General features: G+C 55.4%; 18 protein-coding genes and 5 tRNA genes. 5 read left to right on the plus strand and 18 right to left on the minus strand.

Annotated elements, in window-relative coordinates; translation table 11 throughout:
• Positions 1–106: 106 nt before the first annotated feature.
• From rplA to METAL_RS16180, 16 genes are all read right to left on the minus strand, one after another.
• A complete protein-coding gene (rplA, locus tag METAL_RS16105; protein ID WP_005373987.1) occupies positions 107–802 on the minus strand; it encodes a 50S ribosomal protein L1 in 696 nt (231 codons plus the stop codon).
• Positions 802–1,233 (minus strand): 50S ribosomal protein L11, encoded by a 432-nt coding sequence (gene rplK / locus METAL_RS16110; protein WP_005373988.1) that lies wholly within the window; start codon positions 1,231–1,233, stop codon positions 802–804. The genes rplA and rplK overlap by 1 nt, the downstream gene beginning before the upstream one ends.
• 101 nt (positions 1,234–1,334) lie before the next feature.
• A complete protein-coding gene (gene nusG / locus METAL_RS16115) occupies positions 1,335–1,868 on the minus strand; it encodes a transcription termination/antitermination protein NusG (protein WP_005373997.1) in 534 nt (177 codons plus the stop codon).
• Between the two features lie 4 nt (positions 1,869–1,872).
• Positions 1,873–2,253 (minus strand): preprotein translocase subunit SecE, encoded by a 381-nt coding sequence (gene secE, locus METAL_RS16120; RefSeq protein WP_005373999.1) that lies wholly within the window; start codon positions 2,251–2,253, stop codon positions 1,873–1,875.
• A 39-nt stretch (positions 2,254–2,292) separates the two neighbouring features.
• A tRNA-Trp gene (locus METAL_RS16125) sits at positions 2,293–2,368 on the minus strand.
• Between the two features lie 46 nt (positions 2,369–2,414).
• The gene (gene tuf / locus METAL_RS16130) at positions 2,415–3,605 is read right to left on the minus strand and encodes an elongation factor Tu (RefSeq protein WP_005373968.1); all 1,191 of its coding nucleotides are present in this window, start codon (positions 3,603–3,605) and stop codon (positions 2,415–2,417) included.
• Between the two features lie 32 nt (positions 3,606–3,637).
• A tRNA-Thr gene (locus METAL_RS16135) sits at positions 3,638–3,713 on the minus strand.
• Positions 3,714–3,731: 18 nt separating this feature from the next.
• A tRNA-Gly gene (locus METAL_RS16140) sits at positions 3,732–3,805 on the minus strand.
• Between the two features lie 15 nt (positions 3,806–3,820).
• A tRNA-Tyr gene (locus METAL_RS16145) sits at positions 3,821–3,905 on the minus strand.
• Positions 3,906–3,989: 84 nt separating this feature from the next.
• A complete protein-coding gene (gene pth / locus METAL_RS16150) occupies positions 3,990–4,556 on the minus strand; it encodes an aminoacyl-tRNA hydrolase (RefSeq protein ID WP_005374001.1) in 567 nt (188 codons plus the stop codon).
• Positions 4,557–4,562: 6 nt separating this feature from the next.
• Positions 4,563–5,165: a 50S ribosomal protein L25/general stress protein Ctc gene (locus METAL_RS16155; protein WP_005374003.1), complete on the minus strand. Its 603-nt coding sequence runs from the start codon at positions 5,163–5,165 to the stop codon at positions 4,563–4,565.
• 45 nt (positions 5,166–5,210) lie between these two features.
• Positions 5,211–6,164: a ribose-phosphate diphosphokinase gene (locus tag METAL_RS16160; RefSeq protein ID WP_005374006.1), complete on the minus strand. Its 954-nt coding sequence runs from the start codon at positions 6,162–6,164 to the stop codon at positions 5,211–5,213.
• 41 nt (positions 6,165–6,205) lie between these two features.
• Positions 6,206–6,280 (minus strand) — tRNA-Gln (locus METAL_RS16165).
• 5 nt (positions 6,281–6,285) lie between these two features.
• Positions 6,286–7,167, minus strand: coding sequence for a 4-(cytidine 5'-diphospho)-2-C-methyl-D-erythritol kinase (gene ispE / locus METAL_RS16170; protein ID WP_005374007.1), 882 nt, complete (start codon positions 7,165–7,167; stop codon positions 6,286–6,288).
• Positions 7,148–7,795, minus strand: a complete 648-nt coding sequence (gene lolB / locus METAL_RS16175; RefSeq protein WP_005374015.1) for a lipoprotein insertase outer membrane protein LolB — start codon at positions 7,793–7,795, stop codon at positions 7,148–7,150. Before lolB ends, ispE begins: the two co-directional genes overlap by 20 nt.
• A gap of 22 nt (positions 7,796–7,817) precedes the next feature.
• Positions 7,818–9,533, minus strand: a complete 1,716-nt coding sequence (locus tag METAL_RS16180) for a tetratricopeptide repeat protein (protein ID WP_245549400.1) — start codon at positions 9,531–9,533, stop codon at positions 7,818–7,820.
• Between the two features lie 195 nt (positions 9,534–9,728).
• Here METAL_RS16180 and hemA point away from each other — a divergent pair, with 195 nt between their 5' ends.
• The 5 genes from hemA to METAL_RS16205 all read left to right on the plus strand — a co-directional run bounded on the left by hemA (position 9,729) and on the right by METAL_RS16205 (position 14,190).
• Positions 9,729–10,988 carry a glutamyl-tRNA reductase gene (hemA, locus tag METAL_RS16185; RefSeq protein ID WP_005374020.1) on the plus strand — a complete coding sequence of 420 codons (1,260 nt, stop codon included), beginning with the start codon at positions 9,729–9,731 and terminating at the stop codon, positions 10,986–10,988.
• A complete protein-coding gene (gene prfA / locus METAL_RS16190; protein WP_005374022.1) occupies positions 10,985–12,070 on the plus strand; it encodes a peptide chain release factor 1 in 1,086 nt (361 codons plus the stop codon). The genes hemA and prfA overlap by 4 nt, the downstream gene beginning before the upstream one ends.
• 5 nt (positions 12,071–12,075) lie before the next feature.
• Positions 12,076–12,921, plus strand: coding sequence for a peptide chain release factor N(5)-glutamine methyltransferase (gene prmC / locus METAL_RS16195; protein WP_005374024.1), 846 nt, complete (start codon positions 12,076–12,078; stop codon positions 12,919–12,921).
• Between the two features lie 68 nt (positions 12,922–12,989).
• Positions 12,990–13,412 (plus strand): M67 family metallopeptidase, encoded by a 423-nt coding sequence (locus METAL_RS16200; RefSeq protein ID WP_005374026.1) that lies wholly within the window; start codon positions 12,990–12,992, stop codon positions 13,410–13,412.
• 7 nt (positions 13,413–13,419) lie between these two features.
• Positions 13,420–14,190: an FkbM family methyltransferase gene (locus METAL_RS16205; RefSeq protein WP_005374029.1), complete on the plus strand. Its 771-nt coding sequence runs from the start codon at positions 13,420–13,422 to the stop codon at positions 14,188–14,190.
• Between the two features lie 151 nt (positions 14,191–14,341).
• On the opposite strand, the gene METAL_RS16210 is transcribed toward METAL_RS16205, so the two are convergent.
• Together METAL_RS16210 and METAL_RS16215 are read right to left on the minus strand one after the other, a co-directional pair.
• Positions 14,342–15,298, minus strand: coding sequence for an IS5 family transposase (locus tag METAL_RS16210; protein WP_005369238.1), 957 nt, complete (start codon positions 15,296–15,298; stop codon positions 14,342–14,344).
• Between the two features lie 229 nt (positions 15,299–15,527).
• Positions 15,528–17,210, minus strand: a complete 1,683-nt coding sequence (locus tag METAL_RS16215) for an ABC1 kinase family protein (protein ID WP_005374034.1) — start codon at positions 17,208–17,210, stop codon at positions 15,528–15,530.
• Positions 17,211–17,213 lie beyond the last annotated feature (3 nt).

Genomic DNA, 17,213 nt, shown 5'->3' on the forward strand with positions numbered 1-17,213 from the left:
TATGTTTAGGTTCCAGCTTCCGTCTGCGCAGGAAATTAAGTTGTTGTAACACCTGCGGTCTTTGACGGTTGCCGCTGTTACCGGCAACCCAAAGTTTATCCAGCCTCTAGATCGAAAGACTGTTTTGGTCCAGCCACAGGCCGGGACCCATCGTTGATGATAAGGTAATTTTTTTGATGTAAATGCCCTTGGATGTTGCAGGCTTGGCTTTCTTCAGGTCAGCCAGCAACGCTTCCAGGTTGCCCTGAATCGCAGCCGCATCGAAGCCGATCTTGCCGAGCGTACAATGAATGATACCGGCTTTGTCCGTACGGTAACGGACCTGACCGGATTTGGCATTTCTGACCGCGGTCGCCACATCGGGCGTCACGGTGCCGACTTTCGGATTCGGCATCAAGCCGCGCGGCCCCAGGATTTGACCGAGCTGACCGACGACACGCATTGCATCGGGGGATGCGATCACCACGTCAAAGTTCAATTCGCCTCTCTTGACCTGATCGCCCAGATCGTCCATGCCGACGATATCGGCACCTGCCGCTCTGGCTGCATCGGCGTTCGGGCCTTGCGCAAACACCGCAACACGTACGGTCTTACCGGTACCGTTAGGCAGAACGGTCGCCCCTCTGACGTTTTGGTCGGATTTACGCGGATCGACGCCCAGATTTACGCTGACATCGATCGATTCGCTGAATTTCGCGGTACCCAGCTCTTTCAACAGCGCAACCGCATCGGTAACCGAATATTGCTTGGTTCTTTCGACCTTGCTTCTGATTAATTTCGCTTTTTTAGATAACTTGGCCATTACAAACCCTCCACATTCAAGCCCATGCTGCGCGCGCTGCCGGCAATCGTTTTCACAGCCGCTTCCAGATCCGCCGCATTCAAATCTTCCATTTTGGTCTTGGCAATTTCTTCCAACTGTGCACGGGTGACGGTACCGACCTTCTTGGTGTTCGGGTTGCTGCTGCCGCTCTTGATGCCGCTGGCTTTCTTCAGCAAAATCGTGGCCGGAGGGGTTTTAGTGATGAAGGTGAAACTGCGGTCGCTGTAAACAGTGATGACAACAGGTAACGGCAGACCTTTTTCGACATCTTGAGTCTTGGCGTTGAATGCCTTGCAGAACTCCATGATGTTGACACCGCGCTGACCCAATGCCGGGCCAACCGGCGGACTCGGATTCGCCTCACCTGCTTTGACTTGCAGTTTGATGTATGCTGTAATTTTTTTAGCCATTGTTACTCCAAATTGGGTGCAAACGCATTTCTGCTCCCCCCAGACATGAAAATCCCCGTCTTATGCAGACAGGGATTCAGATAACGACAAATTGCGGTTTCTCAGCTTTTTTCGACCTGATTGAAACTCAGTTCAACTGATGTTGACCGTCCAAAGATCAAAACAGACAATTTCAATTTGCTTTTTTCGTAGTTGACTTCTTCGACGACCCCATTGAAATCCTTGAATGGCCCATCGATGATCCGGATCACCTCGCCGACTTCGAACAAAACTTTCGGCCTCGGTTTATTAATCCCTTCCTCAACCCGGTTCAAAATCGACATCGCTTCTTTTTCGGAGATCGGCGCCGGTCTGTCCGAGGTGCCTCCGATGAACCCCAATACTCTCGGCACATCGCGCACTAAATGCCAAGTCTCGTCGGTCAGCTCCATCTGTACGAGAACATAGCCGGGAAAAAACTTTCTTTCGCTCTTCCGCTGCTGCCCCAAGCGCATTTCGACGATCTCTTCGGTGGGCACTAGAATCTTGCCGAAATATTGCTCAAGCCCCTCTCTTTTGATTCTTTCTTCGAGCGCTTGCTTTACTTTACTTTCGTAATTTGAGTAAGCATGCACCACATACCATCGCAATGCCATTCGATTACCCGCCTTGACCCGTTAAAAGACGCACACCCCAAAAAAGAAACATATCCAGCAACCAAAGAATCAATGCCACGACCGTCACCATCGCAAACACCAGCAGGGTAGTACGGGTCGTTTCATCTTTCGTTGGCCAAACGACTTTTCTGACTTCGATTTTCGATTCCTGTATAAAAGACCACACCGACCTTCCCAATCCGGTCGTAAACATCAAACCCAGAACCGTGCCGATGACCACGATCAAGCCAAGCACCCGGTAAATCAGCTGCACCTGTTCCGAAAAATAATAGAATGCAGCGACACCGCCGACCACCAATACCACGGAAAAAACTTGCTTAACAATATCCAGTATCGATGTCTGAGCTTCGGCTTGTGTATTCATATTCTTAAAGTCAGCAAAATGCTTTCAGGCTATTCGTAATGGCAGGCCAGGAGGGTCTCGAACCCCCAACCTGCGGTTTTGGAGACCGCTGCTCTACCAATTGAGCTACTGACCTATTACGAAAACCTACAGAACTGCGAATTTTAACTTAATCGTAATTATTATTCAATAATGCTGGCCACAACGCCCGCACCGACGGTACGGCCGCCTTCGCGAATCGCAAACCGCAACCCTTCGTCCATCGCGATCGGCGAGATCAGGGTGATTTCGACGGCGATGTTGTCGCCCGGCATCACCATTTCGGTGCCTTCCGGCAGCTTGACCGCACCGGTCACGTCGGTGGTCCGGAAATAGAACTGTGGCCGGTAGCCATCGAAGAAGGGGGTATGACGACCGCCTTCTTCCTTCGATAACACGTAGATTTCCGCCTTGAACTGTTTGTGCGGCTTGATCGTGCCTTTTTGCGCCAGCACCTGGCCGCGCTCCACGTCATCGCGCTTGGTGCCGCGCAGCAGGATGCCGACGTTGTCGCCCGCCTGGCCTTGATCCAACAGCTTGCGGAACATTTCCACGCCGGTGCAGGTGGTGGTTTGGGTCGGACGGATGCCGACGATTTCCACTTCCTGACCGACCTTGATGATACCGCGCTCGACCCGGCCGGTGACGACCGTACCGCGACCCGAGATCGAGAACACGTCTTCGATCGGCATCAGGAAGGCACCGTCCACGGCGCGCTCCGGTAGCGGGATATAGCTATCCAGGGCGTCGACCAGTTTGATGATGGCGGGCACGCCTACTTCGCTTTGGTCGCCTTCCAGGGCCTTCAAGGCCGATCCGACGATGATCGGGGTGTCGTCGCCCGGGAATTCGTACAGGTCCAGCAGCTCGCGGATTTCCATTTCAACCAAGTCGATCAGCTCGGCATCGTCCACCATGTCCGCCTTGTTCAGGAACACCACGATGTAGGGCACGCCGACCTGGCGGGACAACAGGATGTGCTCGCGGGTTTGCGGCATTGGGCCGTCGGCCGCCGAGACCACCAGGATCGCGCCGTCCATCTGCGCCGCACCGGTAATCATGTTCTTCACGTAGTCCGCATGGCCCGGGCAGTCCACATGCGCATAGTGCCGGGCTGCCGATTGGTACTCCACGTGCGAGGTGGCGATCGTGATCCCCCGCGCCCGCTCTTCCGGCGCATTGTCGATCTGGTCGAACGCTTTGACTTCGCCGCCTTGCAGTTCCGCCATGACTTTGGTCAATGCCGCGGTCAAGGTCGTCTTGCCGTGGTCGACGTGTCCGATCGTGCCGACGTTTACGTGTGGCTTGCTACGGGAAAATTTCTCTTTGGCCATGTGAATAAACCTTGTAAAAACATTCAAATTTCTGGAGCCCATAACCGGATTTGAACCGGTGACCTCTTCCTTACCAAGGAAGTGCTCTACCTACTGAGCTATATGGGCGGTGTCTCAGAATTTTTTTGGAGCGGGTGATGGGAATCGAACCCACGTGATCAGCTTGGAAGGCTGGAGTTCTACCATTGAACTACACCCGCATACTTCAAAAAAGTTGGTGGAGAGGGGAGGATTCGAACCTCCGAAGGCAGAGCCGGCAGATTTACAGTCTGATCCCTTTGGCCGCTCGGGAACCTCTCCGATAACGAGTTAGTCGTTTATTATCTTTTATTAAAAATCTTTTGTCAACAAAAGATTTAGCAAATGATTTTAAAATTCCAGTTCCTAGGCATTGATTTTGTTCATTACCGCATCGATTTCGCCTACCACCATCTGAGGAACGAAACTCAATCCGGTTTTGATTACACCATCCAGCAAATCCGCTTCCTGCCTGGAAGGCACAGACAAAACAAAATCCGCCACCGCTTTTCCGACTGGCGGACGACCTATCCCCAACCTTAAACGGTAAAAATCCTTTGTATCTAAATGAGCAATAATGTCGCGCAGGCCGTTGTGCCCGGCATGCCCGCCATCTTTTTTCAACCTGACGACGCCCGGATTGAAATCGAGCTCATCATGCACAACCAGCATTTGCTCCGGCGGAAGCTTATAGTACTTCACCAGCGCCGCGACTGACTGCCCACTGCGATTCATAAAAGTCGCGGGTTTCAATAACAGGAGTTTTTCACCTCCTATCCTACACTCGGCAAACTCACCCAAAAATCGCGGGGCCTGCGCAAATGCGGAACCTAAATCGCGTGCAAGACAATCTACAAATAAAAACCCGGCGTTGTGCCGGGTCTTTTCATATTGCCGACCGGGGTTTCCCAAACCAACAATAAGCTTTATCACCCTTACTTAAGCAGCCGACTCGTCCTGACCCGTTTTACCCGGCATCATCGATACCACCGGCAAATCGTGTTCCGGACCTTGCACCAACGCGACGATTTCAATACCGGCAGGCAACACCAGATCCGATAAATGAATCGAAGCACCAATATCCAGATTCGCCAGATCGACCTCGATAAATTCGGGCAATGCACCCGGCAAACAGGACACCTCTACATCAACCAGAGAATGGGCCGCAACGCCGCCCTTCTTACCGCCAACCGAAGTACTTTCATTGACGAAATGCAATGGCACATGCACTTTAATGGCTTCCGACATACTAACCCGCATGAAGTCGAGATGCATGATTTGAAACTTTGCCGGATTGCGCTGAACGCCCTTCAAAACCGCTTTTTCGGTTTTGCCATCAATCGTGACGTCGAGAATATGAGAATAAACCGCTTCGTGCTCAAGATGTTTAATCACTTCGTTATGATTCAAAACCAGCATTTGCGGCTCTTGATGACCACCGTATATCACAGCCGGAACATTACCTTGGCGGCGCGTACCTCTTGCCGCGTTTTTTCCTGACCGCCCACGAGCCTGAGCAACAAATTCGAATACGTTAGACATTTTATCTCTTAACCCCGCGCCTCAAAGCGCAAAACTTTATTTGTATCAATCGACATATAAAGAACTGACCGATTCGCCGACGGCAATACGCCGGATGGTTTCAGCAAGCATCTCAGCCACACTGAGCTGCCTAATCCTTCCCAGCGCCTCAGCCTCCGGGCGCAGCGGAATTGTATCAGTCACCACCAACTCATCCAGCACCGAGCGCTCTATATTCGAGATGGCCGCTCCCGATAAAACGGCATGCGTACAGTAAGCCACCACCTTGAGCGCCCCGTGATCTTTTAGCGCCTTTGCCGCATGACATAAGGTACCCGCCGTATCGACAAGATCATCAATCAGAACGCAGCTACGACCTTCGACGTCGCCGATGATATGCATCACTTCCGACACATTCGCCTTCGGACGACGCTTATCGATAATCGCAAGATCGGCATCATCCAATCTTTTGGCTAACGCACGAGCCCTTACCACTCCCCCGACATCGGGCGACACCACCATCAGCCTGTGATATTTCTGCCGCCACACATCACCCAACAGAATCGGAGACGCATACACATTATCGACAGGAATATCAAAAAAACCTTGAATCTGATCCGCGTGCAGATCGACGGTCAACAACCGATGCGCCCCGGCCTGCTCGATCATCTTCGCCACAAGCTTGGCCGTAATCGGCACTCTCGCCGAACGGGTGCGCCGGTCTTGCCGGGCATAACCATAATAAGGGATCACCGCCGTAATCCGCGATGCCGACGCCCGCTTCAGCGCATCGATCATCACCAACAATTCCATCAAGTTGTCGTTGTTCGGCGAACAGGTCGGCTGGATCACGAAAACGTCCTTGCCCCGAACGTTTTCCCCAATTTCGACAGCCACCTCGCCATCGCTAAACCGACCCACACTCGCCAAACCGAGCCGCATATTGAGCTTCCTTACAATGCCTTCTGATAAAGCCAGATTGGCATTTCCGGAAAACACCATCATTGCGGCTTCATTCATTTTTTACTCCTAAAATGAACTCGACTTGATGCGGATAAAAATGGCTGGGCCGCAAGGATTCGAACCTTGGTATGCGGGGATCAAAACCCCGTGCCTTACCGCTTGGCGACGGCCCAATAATTCATGAAATATTCTCGACAGCCCTAAGCTTCGCATACAAAGGGGATTCATTAACCCCCTTGACCAAATAACACCGCCATTTAGCGGCGAGCGACCGATAGGCACTCTTTGCGGACTGCTCCGAATCAAACTGCGCAAAAACACAAGCCCCCGTCCCTGTCAGCCTGCCTTCGGCAAATTCGGATAAAACAACCAGAGCATCTTTTACTGCCTGGTAACGCCGCACCACCACATCAAGACAATCATTTTGATGTTGGCCGGCGATAAAGTCCGCTATTCTGATCGACTTACTATCTCTTGTCAAGTTTTTATCAGAAAAAATTTCTCCGGTATTCACATGGCAATCCGGACGAATCACGACCGTCCAGCATTCCGGCACCCGAATCGGCTCCAGCTTTTCGCCGACGCCCTCGCCCCAGGCCGCCTGCCCGAACACAAAGACCGGCACATCGGCGCCCAGGCTTAATCCGAGCCGCATTAACCGCTCGACCGACAACCCCAATCCCCACAAATAATTCAGTGCGACCAGCGTGGTAGCGGCATCGGAACTGCCACCGCCAAGCCCCCCGCCCATCGGCAGGTTTTTTTCGACCTCGATCCCGACCCCCCCGGCATACCCGGTCTCAGCTTTCAGCACCCGCGCGGCCCTGACGGTCAGATCATCCGCTTCCGCAACGCCTGGCAGCGTTTGATAAAGGCTGACCCGGTCTTCGTCGACCGGATGAAACCGGATCCAGTCGCACAAATCGATGAACTGAAAAACCGTTTGCAGCAAATGGTAGCCATCGGGACGGCGGCCGGTGATGCGCAACATCAGGTTCAGCTTGGCCGGCGCCGGCCACTTCTCGGTCCAGGCAGGCAGATTAACGCATTTTTCCATCATGGAGTGTCCATTCATTGATAATCAGTTTTAACTTGACCCGCTCATTCGCAACCGACATCTTGCGCGGCAAAAGCCAATCCCCGACCCGCTGCATCGCCTGAAATGCAATCGTCCAACCCGCCTGCCTGAAACCCTTGCCGGTCTCTTCGAAGTCCAGCTCGGGCTCCGGCACCCCCAAAACCCAATAACGCAACGAAGTCACCGGCACGAACATGCCCAGTCGTTGATTAATGAAACCTTCGGGATCGTCGGAAGACTCTACCTTGCCGTCGCCTTCGGCCACCGTCACCGTTTCGCCGGAGAGATGAATTTTCACCGCGCCCTGCCCCAATGGCCCCGACAAACTGATTCGCTCATCGTCGCGCCGGTGCGACCAAGCCAGGTCGGCAGTCCAGGAATCCTGCGCCCCCGTCAGCGCAACCCGCCCATCCAGCGCCCAGGGCTCCAGATGATAAAGCGCCTGATTTACCGTCTTGGAATAGGAAACTTCGGGCGGTGCGGCGGTGAAGAGCGAGCAGCCCGTTAACGGCGAGACTAAAGCCAGACACAGCAGCCATTGAGCGTTTTTCCGCACCGGGGCCGGTCCCTTCGGCCCGCTCCGGCCATCAAGATTGAATTCGATCTGCATCGTTTATATTTCGTCGGGCGCTTTATTCCGAGCGATTCAACACCCTTCGCCTGAAATCGAGCAGATACTCATCATCCGGAGTTTCCTTGAAGGCCCTGTCGAACAACTTTTTCGCATCCTCCTTTCTGCCCAGCACCCAGAGCACCTCGGCAAGGTGAGCCGCGATTTCGTTTTCCTTCTGTTTGGCATAAGCCTGTTCCAGATACCTGAGCGCCTGCTCCGTCTTTCCCTGCTTGAACAGCAGCCAGCCGTAGCTGTCCAGAATGACCGGCTCATCAGGCTGCAATTTCAATGCCCGTAACAAATAGCTCTCGGCTTCGGACAGGCGCGAAGGAAAACTCAGCAAGGTATAGCCCAACGCATTCAGTGCTTCCGCATTATCGGGGTATTGCGCCAGAATTTTCTTCAGATCGGCCTCCAATACATCCAGCTTGCCGATGCGCTCGGCGACCAACGCACGAGTGTAAAGCAACTCTTTGCTGTCCGGCTGCTCGGCGAGCGCGGCGCTCAATTCGTCATAGGCATCCTGATAGCGTTTCTGCTGATTCAGCAACTCAGCCTTCATCAGCGTAATGCGGATTCTTTCTTTCGGATAACTGTCCTGCATCGTCTGCAGCCGCGAAATCGCCTCTTCGTACTGTTTGTCATGGACCAGCAGATTGATCGCCGCGACTCCCGCTTCGAAACTGAAAGGCTCTTCGCGAACCTGGTCGTACCAGTTCAGCGCTTTCTTGGTATTCTCGCGCTTTTCTTCCAGTTTGCCGAGATAGAACCGGGCCCGGTCCCTCCACTCGTCTTCGCCCAGCAATTTCTTCAGGATCTCTTCGGCCTCACTCTCGCGATCCATCTGGATATCCACCAGCGCCAGCGCCAGCCAACTCTCGAAATCCTTCGGATCCTTTTCGACCAGTTTTTGATAGACCCTTCCCGCCTCGTCGTATTCGCCGGTCTTGATCAGAAACTGCGTCAGCATCTTGCTGATTTTCTGGTTGTCCGGATATTTTCGATGCACGCCGCGCAAAAAATCCAGCGCTTTCGGCAGATCGCCGGACATGACCGCAATCTGCGCCCGAAAGGCCAAAGCCTTGTCCCAATCGGGCTGAAGCTTCAACGCCTGCTCGATCTTTTCTTCGGCAGCCTGCTGATTTTTCATCTGCATCGCGATGATCGACTGGAGATAGGGCACGGTCGCCTGACCGGGGCGTTTGGCCGACAATGCTTCCAAAGCGTCATAAATGACCCGCAGCTTGCCTTCGCTTTGCAGCGCGGACGCCAGTTCCAGTACTGAACTTTCGAAGCCCGCCGCATCGTTGTCCAGAATCACGGTCAGATGCTCCAGCGTTTTTTGCTGGTTGCCCACCTCAAGACTGGACAATACCGCCAGCTTTCTCGCGGTAAGATTCTGCGGATCCTTCTTAAGCCATAACGCCAACGACTTGTTCAATTTTTTCGGATCTTTCAAGTACATTGCGATCATCGCGGCCCGCTCGGCAGGTTTCGGATCCTTGACCCGCTTGGCGGCTTCCATATAACCCTCATAGGCCAGATCATACTGGCCGCGCTGACCGGCGAGCTCCGCCGACATCAGCATGAATAGCACATCCTGGTCGATTTCCGTTTTCGCTTCTTTTTGTTTGGGGAGTTCTTTCTGGATGGACGGCTCGGCTGTCGGGACCGCCGGCGCTTGCTGTTTTTCTGGCGAGCCGGCGCAACCATTGAGTAAAATAGGAGTTAACACCGCAAACAATCTAAAAATTAACACAAAAACATCCTATAATTCGTTGACCTATGATTATAAGGAAAATCGGATGACTCACGCATCTAAATTTGTTCCGTCAAGCGCGAGCGGGATGCATCGGCCCCATCCACATAGACACACGGACGAACGCAAAGATCAATCCGGCAGCCGCCGTTTGAAATTATCAGTAAAACCATGACCCTTATTGCCGTAGGACTCAATTACAATACTGCGCCGCTTGCAATCCGCGAGCGCCTGGCCTTTCCTGCCGACATGCTGGATTCGGCCTTACAGGAATTGGGACGGATCAAGGAAATCAGCGAAGCGGCGATTCTGTCGACCTGCAACCGCACCGAGTTTTATTGCAAAACCGAGGAACCGAATCAGCAGATACTGATCGATTGGGTCGCCCATAGCCGAAATATCCGTCCCGACGATTTTGCGCCGTATCTCTATTGCCATACCGACACCCAACTGATCCGGCACATGTTCCGCGTCGCCAGCGGTTTAGATTCGATGATCCTCGGCGAGCCGCAGATTCTCGGGCAAATGAAATCCGCCTATCAGGCCGCGCTGGAAGCGGGCACGATCGGCAAACAGCTCGGCAAACTGTTTCAGTCTACTTTTGCGGCCGCCAAAAAAGTCCGCACCGATACCGCGATCGGCTCCAGCCCGGTTTCGGTCGCCTTTGCCGCCGTGCAGATGGCACAGCAGATCTTCGACAAGCTCAGCGATCAAACCGCGCTGCTGATCGGCGCCGGCGAAACGATCGAACTGACCGCCCGGCATCTGGCCCAGCAGGGCATCGGACGCCTGATCATCGCAAACCGGACGTATGATAAGGCGCATACCCTGGCAATGCAATTCAACGGCTTTGCGATCGCCTTGTCGGAATTGCCCGAGCATCTGGACGCAGCCGACATCGTGATTTCCTCGACCGCCAGCCAGTTGCCGATTCTCGGCAAGGGCCGTGTCGAAAGCGCGCTGAAGAAACGCAAACACAAGCCGATCTTCATGGTCGACCTGGCGGTTCCGCGCGACATCGAAGCGGAAGTCGAACAACTGAACGACGTCTATCTTTATACGGTCGACGATCTGAAAAACGTGATCGACCAGAACATGAACTCGCGCCGCCGCGCCGCCGAACAGGCGGAGGAAATCATCGACACCCAGGTCGGTCATTTTCTGGCCTGGCTGCGCGCCCAAGGGGCTCAAACGACGATCCAGGATTATCGGCGGCAGGCCGAGCAAATCAGAAACGAAACTTTGCAAAAAGCGTTCGCCATGTTAAAAAATGGCACCCCCCCCGAAGAAGCATTGAACCGTCTGGCCCATAGCTTGACCAACAAGCTGATTCACACGCCGAGCGCGCAAATCCGGGCCGCCGCCGAAAACGAAAGACACGACCTGGTCGCCGCGGCCCGCGAAATTCTGAAATTACAACATACTCAATGAAAGACTCCATCAAGCTCAAACTGGAAAATCTCAGCGAACGCCACGAAGAAATCGCCGCCCTCCTCTCCCAGTCCGAAGTCCAAAACAACCAAAAGCAACAGCGCTCGCTGAGCCAGGAATACGCCCAGATCGGCCCGCTGGTCGACTGTTACCGGCGCTATGTCGAGGCGCAGGACCGGCGCCTGTCCGCCCAGGAAATGGCCGGCGACAGCGACCCCGACATGCGCGAACTGGCCAAGGAGGAGTTCCGTGAGGCGGAAGCGCTGGTCGAATCGCTCGAACACGAACTGCAGATCCTGCTGCTGCCGAAAGATCCGAACGACAACCGCAATATCTTTCTCGAAATCCGCGCCGGCACCGGCGGCGACGAAGCGGCGATTTTTTCCGGCGACCTTTCCCGGATGTACCAGCGTTATGCCGAACGGAAAGGGTGGCAGACTGAAGTGATCAGCGAAAACCCCGGCGACCACGGCGGCTACAAGGAAATCATCCTGCGCGTCTCCGGCCGCGACGTTTATTCGCAATTGAAATTCGAATCCGGCACGCACCGGGTGCAGCGCGTTCCCGAGACCGAATCGCAGGGCCGCATCCATACTTCGGCCTGCACGGTCGCGATCATGCCCGAAGTCGATGAAGTCGACGCGATCGACATCAACCCGGCCGACCTGCGGGTCGACACCTACCGCGCCTCGGGCGCCGGCGGCCAGCACGTGAACCGAACCGAGTCCGCGATCCGGATTACCCACATTCCTTCCGGCATCGTGGTCGAATGCCAGGACGAGCGTTCGCAGCACAAAAACCGCGCCCGCGCGATGTCGCTGCTGTCGGCGCGCCTCTTGGCCGCGGAACAGGAAAAACAGAACTCCGAACAGGCCAGGTCGCGCAAGCTGCAGGTCGGCTCGGGCGACCGCTCGGAACGCATCCGGACCTACAATTACCCACAAGGCCGCCTGACCGACCACCGGATCAACCTGACGCTGTACAAACTCGACGACATCATGGAAGGCGGCCTCGAACAGGTGATACAGCCGTTGATCAACGAGCATCAGGCCGAGCTTTTGATCCAACTCGGCGAAGAATAACCCGGATGAGCACGATAACGACATTGCTGAGGAATGCCGTGTCCGAGTTGTCGGCTAGTTCCGATTCGGCCGCGCTCGACGCGGAAATCCTGCTCTGCCTTACGTTGGAGAAACCGCGCTCTTATCTGCGCGCCTGGCCCGACCGGAAGCCCGAGCCGCAGCAGATCCGGCAGTTTCAGGCGCTGCTGCGGCAGCGCCTACAGGGCACGCCGATCGCTTACCTGACCGGCCGCCGCGAATTCTGGTCGCGCGAATTCCGGGTCACGCCCGACGTGCTGATTCCGCGCCCCGAAACCGAGCGGCTGATCGAAATCAGCTTGAGCCTGCTCCCGCAAGACCGGCCCGCCAAAATCATCGATCTCGGCACCGGTTCCGGAATCATCGCGATCACGCTGGCCAAAGAATTGCCCCAAGCCGCAGTGACTGCAACCGATTTCAGTCAAGCGGCGCTGGAAATCGCGAAGTACAATGCCGAACAACACGATGCGGCTCAGATCCGTTTCCTGCACAGCAACTGGTTCGCTTCGGTGCCGCAGACAGCATTCGATCTGGTCATCAGCAATCCGCCTTATATTGCCGAAAACGATGTCCACCTCGGCCGGGGCGATGTGCGCTTCGAACCCAGAAGCGCCCTGACTGCGCCCAGCCAGGGCTTGGCCGACATTCGAACGATTGCGCGCGACGCCCGACGCTATCTCCGTCCCGGCGGCCATCTGTTGATCGAGCACGGCTACGACCAGGAAGCGGCCGTGCAAGCGATTTTCCGGGACGCGGGTTATGATCGGGTGCAAACCTATAAAGACCTGTCCGGCCAACCCCGGGCCTCCCATGGAAGAAATGGAGCAAGCTAAAGGCCCCAAGCCCCAAAGCCGAATCTGCAGCCATGATTATTTCGCCTTGAGCCTTTCACCTCAATCCCATGCACGAACCACAAGAAATCCCTATTCCCCGAAAACTCGCCCAGCAACTGCTCCATCTCGCGCAAATCTCGCCCGATGCCGAAATTTGCGGACTGGTCGGCGGCAAAGACGGCAACCCTCTAACCTGCTATCCGATCATGAATGTGGCGGAACATCCTGAGCGACGTTTTCTGCTCGACCCCAAACAGCAAATCGCCGCGATGGCGGCGATGCGCGACCAGGGTGAAGAACTGTTCGCGATCTACCATTCGCATCCGGCCGCCCCCGCCTTTCCCTCCGGAACCGATCTGGCACAGGCCGCCTATCCCGAAGCCCTGTATCTGATTATCTCGTTGAATATCCAAGGTATCCTGGAAATGCGCGGGTTTAGGATCGCCGCTCGAAAAGCGACCGAAATCATCTTGACGATGAGTGAAAACTGAAGGAAAAATGAAAACTCAAGCGGCCGAAAACCTATCGCAGCATGACCTCAACGAGAAATATGAAAAGCGGCAAATCCGCAATTTCTTTTCGAATCGAACCGGCGGAACATGCGTTGAAGTCGGCGCCAACGAACCGCTTTCCGTCTGTTCGCAATCGCTGCATCTGGAAAGGCAATTGAATTGGCGCTGCATTTTGATAGAGCCTAACCCCTTATTGGCGCAAAAAGCCCGCGCGCTCCGGCCAGACAGTCTCGTCTGCGAGGCGGCCTGTACCTCGCCCGAACACGTCGGCATGATGCAGCTCAATATTCCGCTGGACGCCGAGGGGCGGGAAATTACCGGCCATGCAGGCCTGGAAAAAAACGCCGACGAGCATTTTTATCACGCTCACAAAACGGTCGATGTAAGGGCCGACACGCTCGCCGACATTCTGCACGATCACGACATTACCGCGCTGGATTTCTTATCGATCGACGTCGAAGGCGCAGAGCTGGACGTACTCCTAGGCTTCGATTTCATGCAGTACCATCCCCGCTTGATCTTGCTGGAAGACAAGCATCTGTATCTGCAAAAACATCGACTATTGAAACAAAACGGTTACAAACTGGTACGCCGCCTGAACCGAAACTGCTGGTATATCCCTCAAGAGATCGATTCCCCTCCGGTACCGTTGCGCGACCGATTCAAGCTGTGGAAACGCATGTACATCAGCATCTGGTTTAAAAAGCTGCATTATGCTTGGCGCCACAAAACGCTGAAGCCCTTTAAAAGCCTTTAAGGAAGCTCTGAATAAGTGGTTTTTATAAGCGACACCGTGCGACATCCGTGGCACCTCGCCGAAAATGGGCAAATCCTTCCCGGCAGCGCCCGCTATCGGGGTGATTTCACTCAGTGTTCTCGGTTTTCCAGGGCGAAGGACAAAGGTCTCCCTAGGTCGGCTGCAGCGCCTGCCGAACGTGATAAAGATTGCCCAGGGCAAACAGCAAGTAGAGTTGTTGGGCATTCTTGAACAGCCCCCGGTAACGCACTTTGGTATAGCCGAACTGGCGCTTGACGATCCGGAACGGATGTTCGACCATGGCGCGTAACGGCGCCAGCATGTGGTTGTGAAGGGCTTGCTCTACCGGCAACTCCTCACCCTTCCCCCGCTTGAACGGAAAGGCCCAAACCGGCTCACCTTCCAGGCGATCCGCCGCCAGATTCCGGTCCTTGCGGGTATAGGCCCGATCGCCCAGCACGACCCGTTCCTCGCCGTGCAGCAACGCCTCCGTCATGACCCCATCCGCCACCTTGGCGGTGGTCATCTCCACAGTATGCACTAACCCCGACTCGGCATCGACCCCAATGTGCGCCTTCATCCCAAAGTGGTAATTGTTCCCTTTCTTGGTCGAACTCATCTCGGCATCCCGTTTGCGCGCCCGGTTCTTGGTGGACGGCGGGGCAGCGATTAATGTCGCATCGACGATCGTGCCTTGCCGTAGCAACAGGCCTTTTTCGGCCAACAGCGCCGCCGTTTCATCAAATAGGGTTTGTGCCAACTGATGGCGTTCCAGCAGATGCCGGAACTTGAGGATCGTGGTTTCATCCGGCAGGGCGTCCTCGCCCGCATCGAGCCCGGCAAACTCGCGCAGCAGCGGCATGTCGTGCAATACTTCCTCCATCGCCGGATCGGAATAGCCGAACCACTGCTGCATCAGGTGAATGCGCAACATCGTCGCCAAGGGAAAGGGGCGGCGGCCTCGGCCCGCTGTCGGGTAGTGCGGCGCTATCCGGCTCGTCCACAAACTCCAAGGCACTACCTGCTCCATCTCTTGGAGAAATTGCTGCCGCCGAGTCTGTTTCGGTTTCTTCACAAACAGTGGGGCACTGAGTCCGAGTTGCTTCATGGCGGGCACCTATCGAAAATGGCAAGCTGCGGATATTTTATCCCAGGCGTAGGACTTATTCAGAGTTTCCTTAAGGATTTGGCCGATATTAACTTCCTGAAATGGGGGATAGACCTGCCAGGTTTTTAAAACCTGGCAGGTCTTGGGCAGGGGCGAATTCATTCTTCCGGTTAACACGCACCAAAGGCGAATGTATTCGCCCCTACTCGCGATATGAAAATGCCTCATCCTAGCTACGCCTAGTGCTGCGCCAGATCGAAATCAGCAGCCAGATCCCGCCGAGAAAGGCGAAGAGGTAACCGAAGAACCCCAGGACCGGCAGGCTCAAGAACGAACTTTCGCCCTTGACGGTGAAGATGATCGAAGTACCGATGATCAGCGCGGAGGTAACGATCCCCATCGTCAGCCGGCTAATCGCCACATCGATCTTATCCACATAAGGGCCGATGCCCTTGACATTGAAATCGACCTGGATCGCGCCCTTCCGGGAAGCCCTGAGCAACTGGTGCAACTCCTTCGGAAACGCGGCCAGCAGGTCGACGATGCCGACCAGATTGCGCCAGCCGCGTTTTGCGATCACCTCCGGCCGGTAGCGGTCCGCCATCAGTTGCTGCAGATAAGGCGCCGCGAACACCAACGTATTGAAATCCGGATCGAGATGCCGGCCGAAACCGTCGAGCGTGACATAGGCCTTGACCAGCAGCGCCAGATCGGGCGGCAGCGACAAGTTATGGTCCCGAAGGATCGCCAGGAGGTCGCCGATCATCATCTGCAGGCTCAAATCCTTCAGCGACCGGTTACTGTATTGATCGACGAACGCATCGATCTCGATCGCCAGCGCCTGCTCGTCGGTCTTGATCACCCCGGACCAATCCTCCAGGATTTCGACGACTTTTAGCGGCATCCGATTGACCATTCCGTATAAAAATACGATGACCTGTTCCCGGCGTTCTTCGGTCAGCCGTCCCACCATTCCGAAATCGATGAAGGCAAGCCGGTTGTCCGACAGATAAAACACATTGCCGGGATGAGGGTCGGCATGAAAAAAGCCGTCTTCCATGATCATTTTGAGCACGGCCCTGGCGCCGCGTTCGGCCAGGAGCTTCCGATCCAGGCCGGCCTGATCCAGTGCGCCCAGCTCGCGTCCCGGAATCCCCTGAATATACTCCTGCACGTTCAGCCGCTCGCCGGTCAGCTCCCAATAGATCGAGGCAATCTTGATGTGCTCATTCCCCGCCAGATTGTCGGCAACCCGTTCGACATTGCGCGCTTCCGCCGCAAAATCGAGCTCGGCCCTGAGCGACTGCGAGAACTGCCGGAATATCTCGCGCGGATGGTAGCGGCGCAGCTCCGGCACGTCGGACTCGATCACTTCGACGACCCGATTCAACAGCCGCAAGTCCGCCTCGATGATCCGGCGGATACCGGGGCGGCGGATTTTCAGGATCACCTGCGTGCCGTCCTGCAGCACCGCCCGATGCACCTGCGCCAGCGAGGCGGCCGCCAACGGCTCGCGCTCGATGCTCAGGAAAATGTCCTCGATATTGCCGCCGACGTCTTCCTGCAACTGCGGCACCAGGTCCTCGAACGGCAGCGAAGGCACCTTGTCCAGCAGCTTTTCGAATTCCGCGATATAGGCAGGCGGAAACAAATCCATTCGCGTCGCGAGAATCTGTCCCATCTTGATGAACGTCGGGCCGAGATCCTCCAGCACGCGCCGCACCCGCTGCGGCGTGTCGAGCGTCGCATATTCTTCGACGCTCTGCCAATGCAGGGTTTTGCCGAGACGCTCCAGGGCACTCCCGACTCCGAGCGAACGCACGATCCCGCCGAAGCCGTACCGGATCAGGACGGTCGCAACATCCTGGGCCCGGCTTAAATCCTTCGCCGCATTGATCAATTCCCATATCATGAT

The organism is Methylomicrobium album BG8 (assembly GCF_000214275.2).
In the GTDB taxonomy this organism is placed as follows: domain Bacteria; phylum Pseudomonadota; class Gammaproteobacteria; order Methylococcales; family Methylomonadaceae; genus Methylomicrobium; species Methylomicrobium agile.

Coding starts and splice junctions, on each gene's coding strand:
- hemA (WP_005374020.1), top strand. CDS start 9,729: ATGACCCTTATTGCCGTAGGACTCAATTACAATACTGCGCCGCTTGCA.
- nusG (WP_005373997.1), bottom strand. CDS start 1,868: ATGGCATTGCGATGGTATGTGGTGCATGCTTACTCAAATTACGAAAGT.
- lolB (WP_005374015.1), bottom strand. CDS start 7,795: ATGCAGATCGAATTCAATCTTGATGGCCGGAGCGGGCCGAAGGGACCG.
- rplK (WP_005373988.1), bottom strand. CDS start 1,233: ATGGCTAAAAAAATTACAGCATACATCAAACTGCAAGTCAAAGCAGGT.
- tuf (WP_005373968.1), bottom strand. CDS start 3,605: ATGGCCAAAGAGAAATTTTCCCGTAGCAAGCCACACGTAAACGTCGGC.
- METAL_RS16205 (WP_005374029.1), top strand. CDS start 13,420: ATGAAAACTCAAGCGGCCGAAAACCTATCGCAGCATGACCTCAACGAG.
- METAL_RS16200 (WP_005374026.1), top strand. CDS start 12,990: ATGCACGAACCACAAGAAATCCCTATTCCCCGAAAACTCGCCCAGCAA.
- METAL_RS16155 (WP_005374003.1), bottom strand. CDS start 5,165: ATGTCTAACGTATTCGAATTTGTTGCTCAGGCTCGTGGGCGGTCAGGA.
- prfA (WP_005374022.1), top strand. CDS start 10,985: ATGAAAGACTCCATCAAGCTCAAACTGGAAAATCTCAGCGAACGCCAC.
- METAL_RS16215 (WP_005374034.1), bottom strand. CDS start 17,210: ATGATATGGGAATTGATCAATGCGGCGAAGGATTTAAGCCGGGCCCAG.
- METAL_RS16160 (WP_005374006.1), bottom strand. CDS start 6,164: ATGAATGAAGCCGCAATGATGGTGTTTTCCGGAAATGCCAATCTGGCT.
- prmC (WP_005374024.1), top strand. CDS start 12,076: ATGAGCACGATAACGACATTGCTGAGGAATGCCGTGTCCGAGTTGTCG.
- ispE (WP_005374007.1), bottom strand. CDS start 7,167: ATGATGGAAAAATGCGTTAATCTGCCTGCCTGGACCGAGAAGTGGCCG.
- METAL_RS16210 (WP_005369238.1), bottom strand. CDS start 15,298: ATGAAGCAACTCGGACTCAGTGCCCCACTGTTTGTGAAGAAACCGAAA.
- rplA (WP_005373987.1), bottom strand. CDS start 802: ATGGCCAAGTTATCTAAAAAAGCGAAATTAATCAGAAGCAAGGTCGAA.
- secE (WP_005373999.1), bottom strand. CDS start 2,253: ATGAATACACAAGCCGAAGCTCAGACATCGATACTGGATATTGTTAAG.